Genomic DNA, 13,307 nt, shown 5'->3' with positions numbered 1-13,307 from the left:
GGAGCGAGTCATGAAGATGTTGTTTGGTTGCCTGTTGGCACTCTTGCTCACCGGTTGCAGCTACAACCGGGTGGTGGATTACACCCAGGGTGGCAAGCCCGATGATTTTCCGGTGCTCAAGGCGGTGGGGTATGCGGTGATCGACATCCAGCCCGGCCCCTCCCAGTCGGAGAAGATGCTGCAAGCCATTCGCGCTTCCAAGATGGATGCATATCGCGAGCTGGCCGAGCAGCTCAATGGTCAGCAGGTGCGCGGCCAGAGCAGCTATCGTGACTTGACCCAGACTTCCAACTCGCTGGATGTGTCGGTCGCTGGTGTGGTGCGTGGTGCCCGGGTGGTTGCCTCCTATCCGCGCGGCAACACCTATGCCACCGAGATGGAGCTCGATACCCGTGCCCTCTACAACATCAATCAGTTGATGGCGGGTCAGTTCTGAGTTGATTGCCTGACCTGAAAACAGGCATCAAAACAAAAGGCGAGCAGGGTGCTCGCCTTTTGTCGTTGTGGGCTGGTTAGCTCCCCATCAGCACCGGCGGCACTGCGGTGGGTTTCACATCCTCACTCGGGTAGCAGCCAAGCACCTTGATATAGCGGGTGATCTTGGTCAGCTCCACCAGTGCGGCCTGCATCGCCGGGGTCTGCAGATTGGCGGAGACGTCGAGGTAGAACATCTCTTCCCACGGGTTGCCCTGCACCGGACGGGATTCGAGCTTGGTCATGTTGATCTCGTGGCTGCGCAGCACCAGCAGTGCCTCCACCAGCGAACCCGGTTTCTGGGAGGTGGACATGATGAGGGTAGTCTTGGCCGGGATCTGCGGCGCCACGTCGATGGGCTTGCGCGCCACCACGATGAAGCGGCTGTAGTTCTCTTTCTGGTTGGCGAGCTGCTCGGCCAGCACATCCAGGCCATAGAGCTCGCCACCGGCGGCGCTGCCGATGGCGGCGGCCTCCGGGCTTGCCAGTTCTTTCACCTTCATCATGGCGCTGGAGGAGGAGTCGCAGATCTCGTGACGGGCCCCTTCCAGCTTGCTCAGATAGTGGGAGCACTGCTGAAACACCTGCGGGTGGGCATAGAAGGTCTTGATGCGACTCAGCTCGGTCGGGACTGCGGTGAGAATGCAGTGCTCGATGGGGTAGGTGAGCTCGCCGACGATGGAGAGGCTGGTGTGTTGCATCACGTCATAGACTTCGTTGATGGAGCCAGAGCTGGTGTTCTCGATGGGCAGCACGCCAAAGGCGGCGCGCCCCGACTCTACCGCATCCAGCACTTCGCGGAAGTTCTGGCAGTTCACCTCGATCACCTGATCCTTGTAGCGCGCCAGATATTTGCGGGCGGCCAGGCTGGAGTAGGAACCGCGCGGCCCAAGATAGGCGACGCTGGTCATCGGCTCCTGCTGCTCCGGGTTGAGCAGGCTCTGCAGATAGGCCTGCTGGGAGAGCACCGAGTCCTCGATGATGGTGTGATAGATGCGGGTGATGTACTGAGCATCAAGCCCCAGCACGCGCCCTTGCTGGATCAGGGCGACCAGTAGCTCCTGCTCGCGCTGGTGATCACGGATGGGGCGCGGGTTGGCTTGCTTGGCTCGGGCTACCTCGATGCTGAGGGTCTTGCGTTTTGCCAGCAGGGCAAGCAGCTCCTGATCCAACCGGGTGATGTCTTGTCTGATCTCGTCGAGCGTTGCCATGATGGTTCCCTATCCAATTAATCGATTGATATTGATGCAAAAAAAAGCCTCCGCGAGGGGAGGCTTGATTCGTCTTTGCTTTCTGTTCACACGACGACAGGCCTTCCCTCAAGCGGGCCGGATAAACGAGAAAGCAAAGAAGAATGGTGCGTGCATAAGTGTGTCCTTGAAGTAACGTCATAACCATTAAGGGATTTGCCGCTGTGATGCAAGTAAAACTTGCCCGCGGGCGGGGATGGGGGCAGGGTATCCGGTTAAGAAAATGGCGTATGAGCGATGTTCTATTGACTCTGTTTTGATGACTGACACCCAGTGGGGGAGGTAAAGACGATGGCGATCATTTTCGATCTGGGACGGGTGGTGGTGAGCTGGGATCCGGTAGGCATAGTGCGTTCCGTGCGTGGCCCGCAAGGGGCCGAACAGTTGGCCGAGCAGCTCTTTAACCACCCGGATTGGCTGGAGGTGGACAGAGGCACCATGTCGCTCCACACCATGGCCCGGGAAGCGCAAGCGCGCACCGGCCTCTCGGCGGCACAGAATCTGGCCATTTTACAGGCAGTTCCCGCTTCCCTGCTGCCAGATCCCGCTATGCTAACCCTGATAGCCGAGCTGCACGGGGCGGGGCACACCCTGTATGCCCTCTCCAACATGGGTCATGCCAGCATCGACTGGCTGGAGCTGCATCAGGATTTCTGGCGCTTCTTCAGCGGCAAGGTGGTCTCGGCGCGGGTGCGGATGATGAAGCCGGAGCCGGATATCTACCGCTATCTGCTGGTGTCGTTCGATCTGAAACCGGCAGAGTGTATCTTCATCGATGACAGTCCCGCCAACATTGCGGCCGCCGAGGCCCTCGGTATCAGGGGGATCGTCTTTACCGACGCGGCGAGTTGCCGCCAGCAACTGGGTGAGCTGGGCTGTTTGCCCGCCACCGGCAAGGGGTGATGCCCCTCTAGGAGCACTATGGAGCATGGCCGGTTTCGCAATTGGCTCAGTCACTATCCCGAGGCGACCCTGATCATCGCCTGCAAGGATGGCAGCGGTTATCAGCTCTGTATCGAGGCGGAAGGGGAGTGCCTCTGCCTGACCGACAGCGAGGGAGGGCGCCTGACCTTCACCTCGCTGGATCAGGCGCAGGGTTTCTTGCGAGCCCATCGGGTTCACCAAGCAAGATTACGAATTTATGACGCCCAAAATGAAGATTTAGCAGCAGAATCACAGGAAATAATCATCAAGTTTTAATTTTAACCAGACTCTTTAAGGGTCTATTCAGTTTGTTTGCCGCACAATACTGCACCTGTTCATCATCCGGAGCTGTTTAATGGGTGCCAATATAGTTGTACTGAATCAGGGATATGATCACTCTTTTCAAGCCAGGGAACAGCTGCTGATTGAGCGACTGGCAAATTTTGACGAGCTGGTTGTCTCTTTTTCGGGACGGTTGGAATCCTGCTACAGCATCGAGCTGTGCCGCGCTGCCGGTGTGAAAATCCACGCAATTACCCTCGATAATCCGACCCGCAGTCGCAGCGAAGTGGCCCGTGCCCGCCGTTATTGCCAGCGTTATGGCATCGATCACTGGGTCATCAAGAGTGACGAGATCGTCTTTTGCGATCGCTTGCCAAATATTGAAGGGCTGATCGACCCGGTTCGCCGCATTGGTGAGTATGTGCAGACTCGTCCGGAATGGGCTCATCTGCCGTTGCTGGTTCCGGCAGCGGTGGAGGAGCGTGATGATTATCTTGCCCAGTTCGGGTCTCTGCCTGCCAACTCAATCTGGTTTTTTGCCGACAACGGATTGATGCGCCGCGATTATCGTTACGGCTTCAACAAGCGTCAGCTCGGTCGTTGGGGCAAGGGGAGCAATGGTTGCCTCAGCAATCGCTTCACCAATCCACGGCAGCTTGAGCAGCGTTATCTGCGAATGGTGGATCAGGCAGAGCAGATGCTGGCTGACATGGGGCTGGACGAAGCACAGGTCTTTTTCCATACCCTGTGTGACTGCTCCACCACCCTGGCCCGGGTGCGTCTGCCCGAACATCAGCGTGCGCAGGCCTTTGATATGCAATCGGATATTTTGTCCGCCCTCAAGGGGAGCAAGTTCGATCTGGTGACCCTGGATATGGCACAGAAAGAGCGGCACGATCTCGCCATCTAGCCTGCGGGCAAGCAATGCGGGTGCCAGAACGTGAGTGCCGTCATAGGCAAGGGGCGACGGGACTGTTTATACTGTCGCCCTTTCACCCGTTACCGAGCTTCGCCTTATGAAACCCTTCTCCCGTCTGCTGATTGCCCTGTGCCTCTCCCCCGTACTGGCGCAGGCCGCCCCTCTTTCTCAGGTGACGCTGCCCGATGGTCGGCAGGTTCAGCTCAACGACGACTTCACCTGGGAGTATCTGGTGGTCAAACCGGCCGAGTCCGTACAGGGCGTGGCTGCTGATGGGAAGGCTGGGGCCGTGGTGGCCGTCGCGGCCCCGGTGTTGACCGATCAGGCCAAGGCCAATCCGGAACTGCTTGCCCAGATGGCGCGTGACGGTGTGGTGGTCAAGCTGGACAAGATCGAGGGAGCTGACCCACTGGTGCTGACCTTTATGGTGAGCAATACCGGCACCCGCAATGTAGTCGGGGTGCGTGGAATGGTGACCCTGTTCAGTGTTGACGGTGTGCAGCTGAGCCGTCAGGAGGCCCGCTTCTGGGTTGCCGAGAACCGTCTGCCGGAAACCTATCTGCGCAAGGGGCAAGCCCGTCCTTCACTGGCCCTCGAGATCCCCCGTCCTGCCGGATTGACCGGTCAGCCGCTGGTGCGTGTCGAAATTGACGAGGTGGTCTTCCGCTGATTTGGCGTTGTTCCGGCCCATGCAAACTGTTTGGGCCGGCAACTTGTTGCCGCTGACACCCCCTGCAATATCTGCTTACATCTGACATGGTTCTGCAACAGCTTGCAGCTCGGCAAGCCGGGAACCTGATCGCAAAATGACTCCATACCAGCTCGCTAGCAACGGGCCCAATCACATGGAGTTATCATCATGAAAAAAGCAACTGTCTCTCTTCTGGTTCTGGCCGGGTTTGCCTCTACTTCCGTCATGGCGCAGGATGCCTTCAGCTACGCCAAGGGGTCCGCCACCTGGGCGCACACCAAATCCGACTATCTCAGCGGTACCTTCAGCAATGACAGCAAAGGAACCCGTGATTTTGGCGGTCTGAGCCTGGATCTCTCCAAGAGCTTCGGCTCCAATTTCTATGGTCGCGGCAGCACTGAATACACCTCTCGCAGCAACGGCAACGACAGCATGTCGATCTCCAGCATCGGTGTTGGTGTCTTTACTCCGCTGAGCACGGGTCTGAACCTCTATGGTGAAACCGGTGTGACCGGCTACATGCTGGAGCGTGAACTTGCCAGCGATATCGCTAACAAAGGGTGGGATGCTGTTGCTCGCAAAGATAGCGGCAGCATGTACGGTGAAGTGGGTCTGCGCTACGACATCGGCAATGTTGAGCTCTCCACCGCTTATCGCTACGCCAACATGACCGACGATATGCACGACTTCAAGGTGGGCGGTGCCTACAAGCTCAACCAGAACTGGGCGCTGACTGCCGATTACACCTATCGCAACTGGGATCTGCAAAAAGGTTCCATCTCCAGCCTGGGTGTGAAGTACAGCTTCTAATCCCCCTTCCCGTAGTCCGTAGTGTCTTGATTTTTACCCATGGCGTTCGCCATGGGTTTTTTCTTTTTCCGGTGATCCCTTTTTTCTCCTTGTGTCGTATCAGTCGCAAATAGTTATACAACTTTCATTTTTTTGTATAACTGCTATAACTGAATCAATGCTTATACAAGGAGTGTCATCATGTACAAGATTAAAGTCGGTATCAGTGCCTGCCTGCTGGGACAAGAGGTACGTTTCGACGGGGGCCACAAGCGCTCCAGCTTCTGCGAACGGGATCTTGGCGCTCACTTTGACTATCACCCCGTTTGTCCCGAGATGGCTATCGGTCTCGGGGCTCCCCGTGCCGCCATCCGGCTGGTCAAGCGTCACGGCGAGATCCGCGCCGAAGCGAGCAACGGTAGCTTCGATGTCACCGAGAAGCTGATTGCCTTCAGCGAGCAGAAAGCGCGCCAGCTCGACTTTATCTCCGGTTATATCCTCTGTGCCAAATCCCCCAGCTGTGGTATGGAGCGGGTCAAGGTCTATGGCGCCAACAACGAGGGGAGCGCCAAGGAGGGGATTGGCCTCTTTGCCAAGGCGTTAATGGAGGCCAACCCCCTGCTGCCGGTAGAGGAAGATGGCCGTCTGTGCGACCCCATCCTGAGGGAGAACTTTGTGCTGCGGGTCTTCGCTTACCACGACTGGCAGCAACTCTGCGCCCGCGGCATTACCGCCTCTGCGCTGATCCGCTTCCACTCCCGCTACAAGTATCTGGTGCTCTCCCACGCCACCACCCACTACCGAGCGCTTGGCAAGCTGCTCGGCAATCTGGGCAAGTCCGCCAACCTGCAGGAGGTGGCCGACAACTACATCAAGGGATTGATGACAGCGCTGACCCTTCGAGCCAACCGTCGCAGCCACACCAATGTGCTGATGCACCTGCAGGGCTACTTCAAGCGGGTGCTGACCCCGGCCCAGAAGCAGGAGCTTGCCGATACCATCGACAAGTACCGCACCGGCATCTTCCCCTTGCTGGTGCCGCTCACCCTGATCCGCCACTACTTGCGCGAGTACCCCAATCCCTATCTCGCCGAGCAGGTTTATCTCAATCCGCACCCCGATACGCTCAAGCTGCGTTACGGGCTCTGAATCCGTTCTGTTGTCCCGGCGCATGGTTTGCGCCGGGTGGCCTTACCCCTCTGTTTGATGGACGTTGTCATGTCTGATTTATCGCAAGAAGTTGCTCATCTCGCTGATGAGGGGATCTACCCCATTCGCGAGGTCTCCCGTCTCACCGGCGTTAACGCCGTGACCCTGCGCGCCTGGCAGCGCCGCTACGGGTTGGTACAACCGGCTCGCACCGAAAAGGGCCACCGCCTCTACAGCGAACAGGATATCCGCCAGATCGGCGAGATCCTGAGCTGGCTGGAGCGGGGAGTGAGTATCGGGCAGGTGAAGGGGCTCTTGAGCGAACCCCATTCCGCGCCAGTGAGCGATCACTGGCAGCAGACCCTGGAGCAGTTCAGTCATGCGCTGCTCGCCTTCAACCAGCGCAAGGCGGAGGCCGAACTTAACGACCTGCTGGCGAGCTACCCGTTCGATCTGGTGCGCAGCCGGGTACTGCAACCGCTGGTGGAGCGGCTGCTGGGGCTGTGGCGCGAGCGGCCTGATGGCGAGCTGCTGCAACAGGTGTGGCTGGGCTGGCTCCATACCCGCTTCGCCCGCCACCTGATCGAGCAGGAGAAGGGCGTGCCGATCACGCTGGCGAGCTGGGGGCAAGTCGGCCCCCTCGATCTGGTCTGGGCCGCCTACGAGCTGATCGGTCAGGGCTACGAGGTGCAACTGCTGGGAGCGGTGGAGCCTCGCCATGCCAGCTTGCTTGAAGGACGCGCCGTCACTCCCTGGCTGGTCATGCTGGGGGCAGGGCTTGGCAAACAGGAGCTGGCTGCCGGCTGGCCCGTCGGTACGCGCCTGTTTGGCGAGCTGGGGCGCCTCTACGATAGCGAGTGGCTTAAAGCCCACGGCTGGCAGGCGAGCCTTGCCGAGCTGATGGCAAATGCTCCTGCTGCGGCTGGCGCCAGCGGACGCGGGAGGAAAAAATCATGAAACTGGTCTGGTTGCGTAATGATCTACGCCTTGCCGACAACCCTGCGCTACGGCATGCCTGCGCCGGTGATGAGCCGGTGGCCGCGCTCTTTATCATCTCTCCCACCCAGTGGCGGCAGCACAAAATGGCCCCGATTCGTCAGCGCTTTATGTTGGCGCAGGTGGATGAGTTGGGCCGCGAGCTGGCGGCGCTCGGCATCCCGCTCCATCTGCTGCGAGTGGAGACTTTTGCCGAGGCGCCCGCTGCGTTGGCAGACCTCTGCCGCGAGCAGGGGGTGACCCAGCTCTATGCCAATCAGGCTATCGAGATCGACGAGCAGCGTCGCGACCATGCTGTCAGCGCCGCGCTGGCAGAGCAGGGGGTGAATTGTCACTGGCTCAACGGCTGTTGCGTATTGCCGCCGGGGCGGGTGCTGACCGGGTCGGGGGAGATGTTCAAGGTCTTCACTCCCTTCAGTCGAGCTTGGCTCAAGGCCCTCGATGAGGAGGGGTTCGTCATTCACCGCGCTCCTGCGCCCCGTGGCGAGCCGCTGCCGTGGCAGCCGCTGGCCGAGCGGGCGTGGGTTGATGAGGCGCTCGGCGAGCTGACGCCTGATCCACGCTGGCTGGTGGGGGAGGCGGAAGCCCGGCGCCGTTTGAACGATTTTCTGGAGCAGGCGGTGCTCGACTATGGCGAGACCCGCGATTTCCCTGCCATCGCGGGCACGTCCGTGCTCTCCCCCTATCTGGCGGCGGGCATCATCAGCCCGCGCCAGTGTGTAGCGGCGCTCCAACAGCGCCTTGGCTATCGGCCCCAGTCCAAGGCCCAGCCCGGCTTTGTCTGGCTCAATGAGCTCATCTGGCGCGAGTTCTATCGCCACCTGCTGGTACTGATCCCGACCCTCTCCATGAATCGTCCCTTCAAGCCCGAGACGGCGGCCTTGCCGTGGAGCTGGGATCCGGACGCCTTCGCCGCCTGGTGCGAGGGACGAACCGGCTACCCCATCGTCGATGCGGCGATGCGTTGTCTCAATGCTACCGGCTGGATGCACAACCGGCTGCGGATGATAGTGGCGAGTTTTCTCACCAAGGATCTCCATATCCACTGGCGGCTTGGGGAGGATTACTTCATGAGTCGGTTGATCGACGGCGATCTGGCGGCCAACAACGGCGGCTGGCAGTGGGCGGCGGGTACCGGCGCCGATGCGGCGCCCTATTTTCGGGTCTTCAACCCCACCACTCAGGGGCAACGATTTGATCCACAAGGGGAGTTTATCCGTATCTGGGTAACTGAACTTGCCGATATTCCCGCCGCTTATGTGCATCAGCCCCACGACTGGCTGCGGCTCAAGGGGCGACAGGATTATCCGGCACCCATGGTGGATCACGCCGTTGCCCGGGTGAGAGCCATCGAGATGTTTAGCTCTCTGGAGAAATAGGATGAACGAGCCGCTGGCCCGCTTTATTGGCCTCTATCAGCAACTGGACAAACAGCAGTTGCACCGCTTGCCCGAGGTCTATGCCGAACAGGTGGTCTTTACCGATCCGGCCCACCGTATCGAGGGGCTGGCGGCCCTTGGCGACTATTTTGCCGCCCTCTATCAGCGCCTCGCCTACTGTCGCTTCGTCATCACCAGTCAGCAGCAACAGGGGCAGCAGGCCTGGCTCGGCTGGACCATGACCTTCTCGCACCCCAGCTTGCGCGGTGGTGAGCCGGTGATGGTGGAGGGGGCCACCCGCCTCGAGTTCGACGAGGCGGGCAAGGTGTGCCAGCACCGGGACTATTTTGACCTTGGCGCCATGCTCTACGAGCAGTTGCCGCTGCTCGGGCCCGTGGTACGCACTATCAAGGGGAGGCTCGGCGCATGAGCGGCCGGGTGCTCATCACCGGGGCAACCTCCGGCATCGGTCGCCAGTTGGCGCTCGATTACCGGCGGGCAGGCTGGCAGGTATGGGGTTGTGGTCGCGATGGCGAACGGCTGCAGGCGCTGGGGCTGGCTGGCGTCACGCCGCTGCAGTTCGATGCCCGGGATCTGGCCGTGATGAGCGGGGTGGCTGCCACGCTGCCATCCCTCGATCTGCTGATCCTCAACGCAGGCAACTGCGAGTACATGGATGTCGGCGAGGGGTTTGACAGCGAGCTGTTTGCCCGGGTGATTGAGACCAATCTGACCGCCACCGGCCATGCGCTGGCCGCCTTCTTGCCGCTGCTCGGGGCGGGATCTCGGCTGGCCATCGTCAGCTCGTCGGTGAGCTGGCTGCCGCTGCCGCGAGCCGAGGCGTATGGCGCCTCCAAGGCGGCCCTCGACTATCTGGCGGATACCTTGCGCCTCGATTTGGCCAGCAAAGGGATCGGGGTGACCCTGATCCGCCCCGGCTTTGTCCAGACGCCGCTCACCGCCAAAAATGATTTTCCCATGCCCTGCCTGGTGACGGTGGAGCAGGCCTCCCGCGCCATCATGGACGGGCTGACCGCTGGTCGTCACCAGATCCACTTTCCCCGCCGTTTCATCTGGTTGCTGCGCCTGCTTGGTGCGCTGCCGGTGGGGCTCTGGCTGCGCCTTGGCCGCGCACTCGTATCGAAAGGAAGCCATTCATGAAGAAAAAGATCGCCATCGTCGGTTCAGGGATCTCGGGGCTCACCGCCGGTTTTCTGCTCCACAAACTCCATGACATCACCCTGTTCGAGGCGGCGCCGACCCTGGGCGGTCACACCGCTACCGTCGATGTGGATCTGGCTGGCCGCAGCTATGCTATCGACACCGGTTTTATCGTCTTCAACGATCGCACCTACCCCAACTTCTTGAAGTTGCTGGCACGTATCGGCATGGCGCGCCAACCGGCCGAGATGAGCTTCTCGGTAAAGAGCCCGGAGGGGCTGGAGTATAACGGCCACAACTTCGACACCCTGTTTGCCCAGCGCAGTAATCTGCTGAGTCCGCGCTTCTACGGCTTTGTCGCCGAGATTTTGCGGTTCAACCGGGAGGCACGGGCCTGGCTGGCAGATGGTCAACATCAGGGTGCTGGCTCCGAGCTGACCCTGGGAGACTTTCTGCTGGCGGGGGAGTTTAGCGACTACTTCGCCCGCCACTACATCTTGCCGATGGGGGCGGCGATCTGGTCATCGACCCTGGCCGATATGCGTGCCTTCCCCCTTGGCTTCTTCCTGCGCTTTTTTGCCAACCACGGCCTGCTGGATGTGGCCAATCGCCCCCAGTGGTACGTGATCCCGGGTGGCTCGCGGGAATATATCGGCCCCCTTACCGCGGGTTGGCAGTCGCAGATCCGCCTCGCCTGTCCGGTGCAGAGCGTACGGCGGGATGCGGACGGCGTGGTGATCCAGAGCAGTTACGGTGAGGAGCGGTTTGACGAGGTGATCTTCGCCTGCCACAGCGATCAGGCGCTGGCGCTGCTGGCGGATCCCGGCGAGCGGGAGCAGGCCATCCTCGGCGACATGCCCTATCAGGCCAACGATGTCTGGCTCCACACCGATGCTAGCTGCCTGCCCACCCGCCGCAAGGCATGGGCCAGCTGGAACTATCAGCTCGATGGCAATGACGAGGCGCGGCCGCTGGTGAGCTACAACATGAACATCCTGCAGGGGGTGAACTCGCCGGAGCCCTTCTGCGTCAGCCTCAACCCCAAGGGCAAGGTGGATGAGAGCAAGGTGCTGCGCCGCTTCGTCTACCACCATCCGGTGTTCAATCAGGCCTCCATCGCCGCCCAGCAGCGGCGCGCGGAGATCTGCGGCCAGCAGCACACCCACTTCTGTGGTGCCTACTGGTACAACGGCTTCCATGAGGATGGGGTGCGCAGCGCGCTGGATGTCGCCAGGCGCTTCGGGGCCGAGCTATGAACGGCGCCACTGTGGCCACGGAACATGAGCGTGCCGACGAACTGGCCGGTGTTACCAGCGCCATTTGGCTGGGTTCGGTGCGCCACCGCCGTTTCGCACCGCGGGCCCACGCCTTCTCCTACAGCCTCTTTATGCTGGGACTGGATCTCGACGAGCTGCCGCAGCTCGATCAGGGGCGCTGGTTCGGTGTGGAGCGCTCGGGGCTGCTTTCGTTTCACCGCCATGACTATCTCAAGGGGAGTGAGGGAAGCCTCAAGCAGGCGGTGTGGCAGAAGGTGAGCGAACTGGGTGGCGATGCCGAGCCCGAGGGGCGGGTACTGCTGCTCGGCAATGTGCGCTGTCTGGGGTTCTACTTCAGCCCGGTCAACTTCTACTTCTGCTACCGGCAGGGAGACGCCCGCTATCTGCTGGCAGAGGTGTCGAACACCCCCTGGAACGAGCGTCACTACTACCTGCTGGATTTGGCGGCGCTGGCACCCCATGACAAGGATTTTCACGTTTCCCCCTTTATGGGGCTGGCGATGCGTTATCACTGGCGGATCAGGCCGCCCGCGCAGGAGACTCTGATCCATATCGAGAGTCATCCCGTATCCGGTGAAGCCAAGCTGTTTGACGCCACCCTTGCGCTCACTCGCGAACCCTTGTCGCGCAAGGGGCTGGTGGCCCTGCTGGCCCGCTGGCCATGGATGACCATGAAGGTGCTGCTCGGGATCTACTGGCAGGCCCTGCGTCTATTTATCAAACGAACCCCGATATTTACCCATCCGGAGAGCCGCTAATGGAACTTGCTCAATCAACCCTCTCTGCCTCTTTCATCGACAAGGGGGCAAGACAACTGCTGCTCAATCTGCTGGGTCGCCTCGAACATGGCCAGCTGCTGCTGCGGGATGGCGGTGAGCGCCACAGCTTTGGTGTCGCGGGTACCGATCTGCATGCCGAACTGGTGGTGCAGGATCCTGCCTTCTATCGTCGCCTGTTGCTGGGGGGCAGCATTGCCGCTGGGGAAACCTGGGTGGAGGGGCTCTGGACCAGCCCGGATCCGGTGGCGCTGGTGCGGCTGCTGGCCCGCAACTTGACCCTGCTTGACTCTCTCGAGCGGCGCCTCGGTTGGCTCAGTTTCCCGTTCAACAAGGTGCGCCACTGGCTCAACCGCAATACCTTGACCGGTTCGCGCTCCAACATCGCCGCCCACTACGATCTCGGCAATACCCTCTATCAGGGTTTTCTCGACAGCCATATGCAGTACTCGAGCGCCATCTATCCGAGCGCCGAGGCCACTCTGGAAGAGGGGCAGCAGGCCAAGCTGCGCACCATCTGCGAGCGGCTCGAGTTAAGGCCTGACGATCATCTGCTGGAGATCGGCACCGGCTGGGGCGGCCTCGCCGTCTATGCCGCCCGCCACTATGGCTGCCGGGTGACCACCACGACTATCTCCCGGGCCCAGCATGACTATGCCAAGGAGTGGATTGCGCGGGAGGGGCTGGGGGATCGCATCACCTTGCTGCTGGAGGATTACCGCAAGCTGGAGGGGACGTATGACAAGCTGGTCTCCATCGAGATGATCGAGGCGGTGGGCCATGCCTTCCTGCCCGACTATTTCCGCCAGTTGTCACGGTTGCTCAAGCCCGGTGGCCGCCTGCTGATTCAGGCTATCACCATCGCCGATCAGCGCCATGCCCAGTATCTGCGCGGAGTCGATTTTATCCAGCGCTACATCTTCCCCGGTGGCTGCCTGCCGAGTGTCTCCCAGATGGCGGGGCTGCTGGCGCGGGAGACCGACATGCAACTGGTACGGTTGCACGATCACGGCCATCACTATGCCCGCACCCTGGCTCACTGGTGCGATCGCTTTCTGGCGTTGGCGCCCGAGCTGCCCAAGCTCGGTTACAGCCAGGATTTCATCCGGTTGTGGCACTTCTACTTTGCCTATTGCGAGGGGGGATTCTGGGAGCGCACCATCAGTCTGGTGCAGCTGGAGGCCGCCAAGCCGGGGCCTGCTGGCTGGTCGGGTGATGTGCCAGTAAGCGGTCACTGACC

At 60.8% G+C, this 13,307-nt stretch carries 15 protein-coding genes and 1 other annotated feature; of the genes, 14 read left to right on the top strand and 1 reads right to left on the bottom strand.

Annotation, left to right across the window (positions count from 1 at the left end; all coding sequences use genetic code 11):
- The first annotated feature begins 10 nt into the window (after positions 1-10).
- Positions 11-436 (top strand): LPP20 family lipoprotein, encoded by a 426-nt coding sequence (locus A9G06_RS03765; RefSeq protein ID WP_069554316.1) that lies wholly within the window; start codon positions 11-13, stop codon positions 434-436.
- Between the two features lie 76 nt (positions 437-512).
- Here the strand turns inward: A9G06_RS03765 and pheA are convergent, their stop codons facing one another.
- Entirely contained in the window at positions 513-1,685 is a 1,173-nt protein-coding gene (gene pheA, locus A9G06_RS03760) for a prephenate dehydratase (RefSeq protein ID WP_069554315.1), read from the bottom strand.
- Between the two features lie 38 nt (positions 1,686-1,723).
- Positions 1,724-1,845: a sequence feature (Phe leader region), on the bottom strand.
- A 170-nt stretch (positions 1,846-2,015) separates the two neighbouring features.
- Between pheA and A9G06_RS03755 the strand changes: the two genes are divergently transcribed.
- From A9G06_RS03755 to A9G06_RS03695, 13 genes are all read left to right on the top strand, one after another.
- Positions 2,016-2,627 carry an HAD family phosphatase gene (locus tag A9G06_RS03755; protein WP_069554314.1) on the top strand — a complete coding sequence of 204 codons (612 nt, stop codon included), beginning with the start codon at positions 2,016-2,018 and terminating at the stop codon, positions 2,625-2,627.
- An 18-nt stretch (positions 2,628-2,645) separates the two neighbouring features.
- The gene (locus tag A9G06_RS03750; protein WP_069554313.1) at positions 2,646-2,924 is read left to right on the top strand and encodes a DUF6482 family protein; all 279 of its coding nucleotides are present in this window, start codon (positions 2,646-2,648) and stop codon (positions 2,922-2,924) included.
- Between the two features lie 79 nt (positions 2,925-3,003).
- Complete coding sequence (locus A9G06_RS03745; RefSeq protein ID WP_069554312.1) at positions 3,004-3,840, top strand: hypothetical protein; 837 nt, start codon at positions 3,004-3,006, stop codon at positions 3,838-3,840.
- Positions 3,841-3,946: 106 nt separating this feature from the next.
- Positions 3,947-4,519, top strand: coding sequence for a DUF3157 family protein (locus A9G06_RS03740; RefSeq protein ID WP_069554311.1), 573 nt, complete (start codon positions 3,947-3,949; stop codon positions 4,517-4,519).
- A gap of 189 nt (positions 4,520-4,708) precedes the next feature.
- Positions 4,709-5,350, top strand: a complete 642-nt coding sequence (locus tag A9G06_RS03735; protein WP_042080712.1) for an autotransporter — start codon at positions 4,709-4,711, stop codon at positions 5,348-5,350.
- Positions 5,351-5,530: 180 nt separating this feature from the next.
- Positions 5,531-6,478: a DUF523 and DUF1722 domain-containing protein gene (locus A9G06_RS03730; protein ID WP_069554310.1), complete on the top strand. Its 948-nt coding sequence runs from the start codon at positions 5,531-5,533 to the stop codon at positions 6,476-6,478.
- A gap of 69 nt (positions 6,479-6,547) precedes the next feature.
- On the top strand, positions 6,548-7,435 hold the full coding sequence (locus A9G06_RS03725) for a MerR family transcriptional regulator (RefSeq protein ID WP_069554309.1): 888 nt from the start codon (positions 6,548-6,550) through the stop codon (positions 7,433-7,435).
- Positions 7,432-8,853 carry a deoxyribodipyrimidine photo-lyase gene (gene phrB, locus A9G06_RS03720; RefSeq protein WP_069554308.1) on the top strand — a complete coding sequence of 474 codons (1,422 nt, stop codon included), beginning with the start codon at positions 7,432-7,434 and terminating at the stop codon, positions 8,851-8,853. The genes A9G06_RS03725 and phrB overlap by 4 nt, the downstream gene beginning before the upstream one ends.
- 1 nt (position 8,854) lies before the next feature.
- Complete coding sequence (locus A9G06_RS03715) at positions 8,855-9,283, top strand: nuclear transport factor 2 family protein (protein ID WP_069554307.1); 429 nt, start codon at positions 8,855-8,857, stop codon at positions 9,281-9,283.
- Entirely contained in the window at positions 9,280-10,014 is a 735-nt protein-coding gene (locus A9G06_RS03710; protein WP_069554306.1) for an SDR family NAD(P)-dependent oxidoreductase, read from the top strand. Before A9G06_RS03715 ends, A9G06_RS03710 begins: the two co-directional genes overlap by 4 nt.
- Complete coding sequence (locus A9G06_RS03705) at positions 10,011-11,270, top strand: FAD-dependent oxidoreductase (RefSeq protein ID WP_069554305.1); 1,260 nt, start codon at positions 10,011-10,013, stop codon at positions 11,268-11,270. Before A9G06_RS03710 ends, A9G06_RS03705 begins: the two co-directional genes overlap by 4 nt.
- Positions 11,267-12,049 carry a DUF1365 domain-containing protein gene (locus A9G06_RS03700; protein WP_069554304.1) on the top strand — a complete coding sequence of 261 codons (783 nt, stop codon included), beginning with the start codon at positions 11,267-11,269 and terminating at the stop codon, positions 12,047-12,049. The genes A9G06_RS03705 and A9G06_RS03700 overlap by 4 nt, the downstream gene beginning before the upstream one ends.
- Positions 12,049-13,305 (top strand): cyclopropane-fatty-acyl-phospholipid synthase family protein, encoded by a 1,257-nt coding sequence (locus tag A9G06_RS03695; protein WP_069554303.1) that lies wholly within the window; start codon positions 12,049-12,051, stop codon positions 13,303-13,305. The genes A9G06_RS03700 and A9G06_RS03695 overlap by 1 nt, the downstream gene beginning before the upstream one ends.
- Positions 13,306-13,307: the final 2 nt, after the last annotated feature.

Origin of the sequence: Aeromonas sp. DNP9 (genome assembly GCF_001728955.1) — a bacterium.
In the GTDB taxonomy this organism is placed as follows: Bacteria; Pseudomonadota; Gammaproteobacteria; order Enterobacterales; family Aeromonadaceae; genus Aeromonas; species Aeromonas veronii.
The sequence above is the reverse complement of the archived record's forward strand: the minus strand, read 5'-3'. Positions and strand labels throughout refer to the sequence as shown.

Excerpts from the sequence above, each read along its gene's own strand:
- A9G06_RS03765 (WP_069554316.1), top strand. The coding sequence starts at position 11 with ATGAAGATGTTGTTTGGTTGCCTGTTGGCACTCTTGCTCACCGGTTGC.
- pheA (WP_069554315.1), bottom strand. The coding sequence starts at position 1,685 with ATGGCAACGCTCGACGAGATCAGACAAGACATCACCCGGTTGGATCAG.
- A9G06_RS03755 (WP_069554314.1), top strand. The coding sequence starts at position 2,016 with ATGGCGATCATTTTCGATCTGGGACGGGTGGTGGTGAGCTGGGATCCG.
- A9G06_RS03750 (WP_069554313.1), top strand. The coding sequence starts at position 2,646 with ATGGAGCATGGCCGGTTTCGCAATTGGCTCAGTCACTATCCCGAGGCG.
- A9G06_RS03745 (WP_069554312.1), top strand. The coding sequence starts at position 3,004 with ATGGGTGCCAATATAGTTGTACTGAATCAGGGATATGATCACTCTTTT.
- A9G06_RS03740 (WP_069554311.1), top strand. The coding sequence starts at position 3,947 with ATGAAACCCTTCTCCCGTCTGCTGATTGCCCTGTGCCTCTCCCCCGTA.
- A9G06_RS03735 (WP_042080712.1), top strand. The coding sequence starts at position 4,709 with ATGAAAAAAGCAACTGTCTCTCTTCTGGTTCTGGCCGGGTTTGCCTCT.
- A9G06_RS03730 (WP_069554310.1), top strand. The coding sequence starts at position 5,531 with ATGTACAAGATTAAAGTCGGTATCAGTGCCTGCCTGCTGGGACAAGAG.
- A9G06_RS03725 (WP_069554309.1), top strand. The coding sequence starts at position 6,548 with ATGTCTGATTTATCGCAAGAAGTTGCTCATCTCGCTGATGAGGGGATC.
- phrB (WP_069554308.1), top strand. The coding sequence starts at position 7,432 with ATGAAACTGGTCTGGTTGCGTAATGATCTACGCCTTGCCGACAACCCT.
- A9G06_RS03715 (WP_069554307.1), top strand. The coding sequence starts at position 8,855 with ATGAACGAGCCGCTGGCCCGCTTTATTGGCCTCTATCAGCAACTGGAC.
- A9G06_RS03710 (WP_069554306.1), top strand. The coding sequence starts at position 9,280 with ATGAGCGGCCGGGTGCTCATCACCGGGGCAACCTCCGGCATCGGTCGC.
- A9G06_RS03705 (WP_069554305.1), top strand. The coding sequence starts at position 10,011 with ATGAAGAAAAAGATCGCCATCGTCGGTTCAGGGATCTCGGGGCTCACC.
- A9G06_RS03700 (WP_069554304.1), top strand. The coding sequence starts at position 11,267 with ATGAACGGCGCCACTGTGGCCACGGAACATGAGCGTGCCGACGAACTG.
- A9G06_RS03695 (WP_069554303.1), top strand. The coding sequence starts at position 12,049 with ATGGAACTTGCTCAATCAACCCTCTCTGCCTCTTTCATCGACAAGGGG.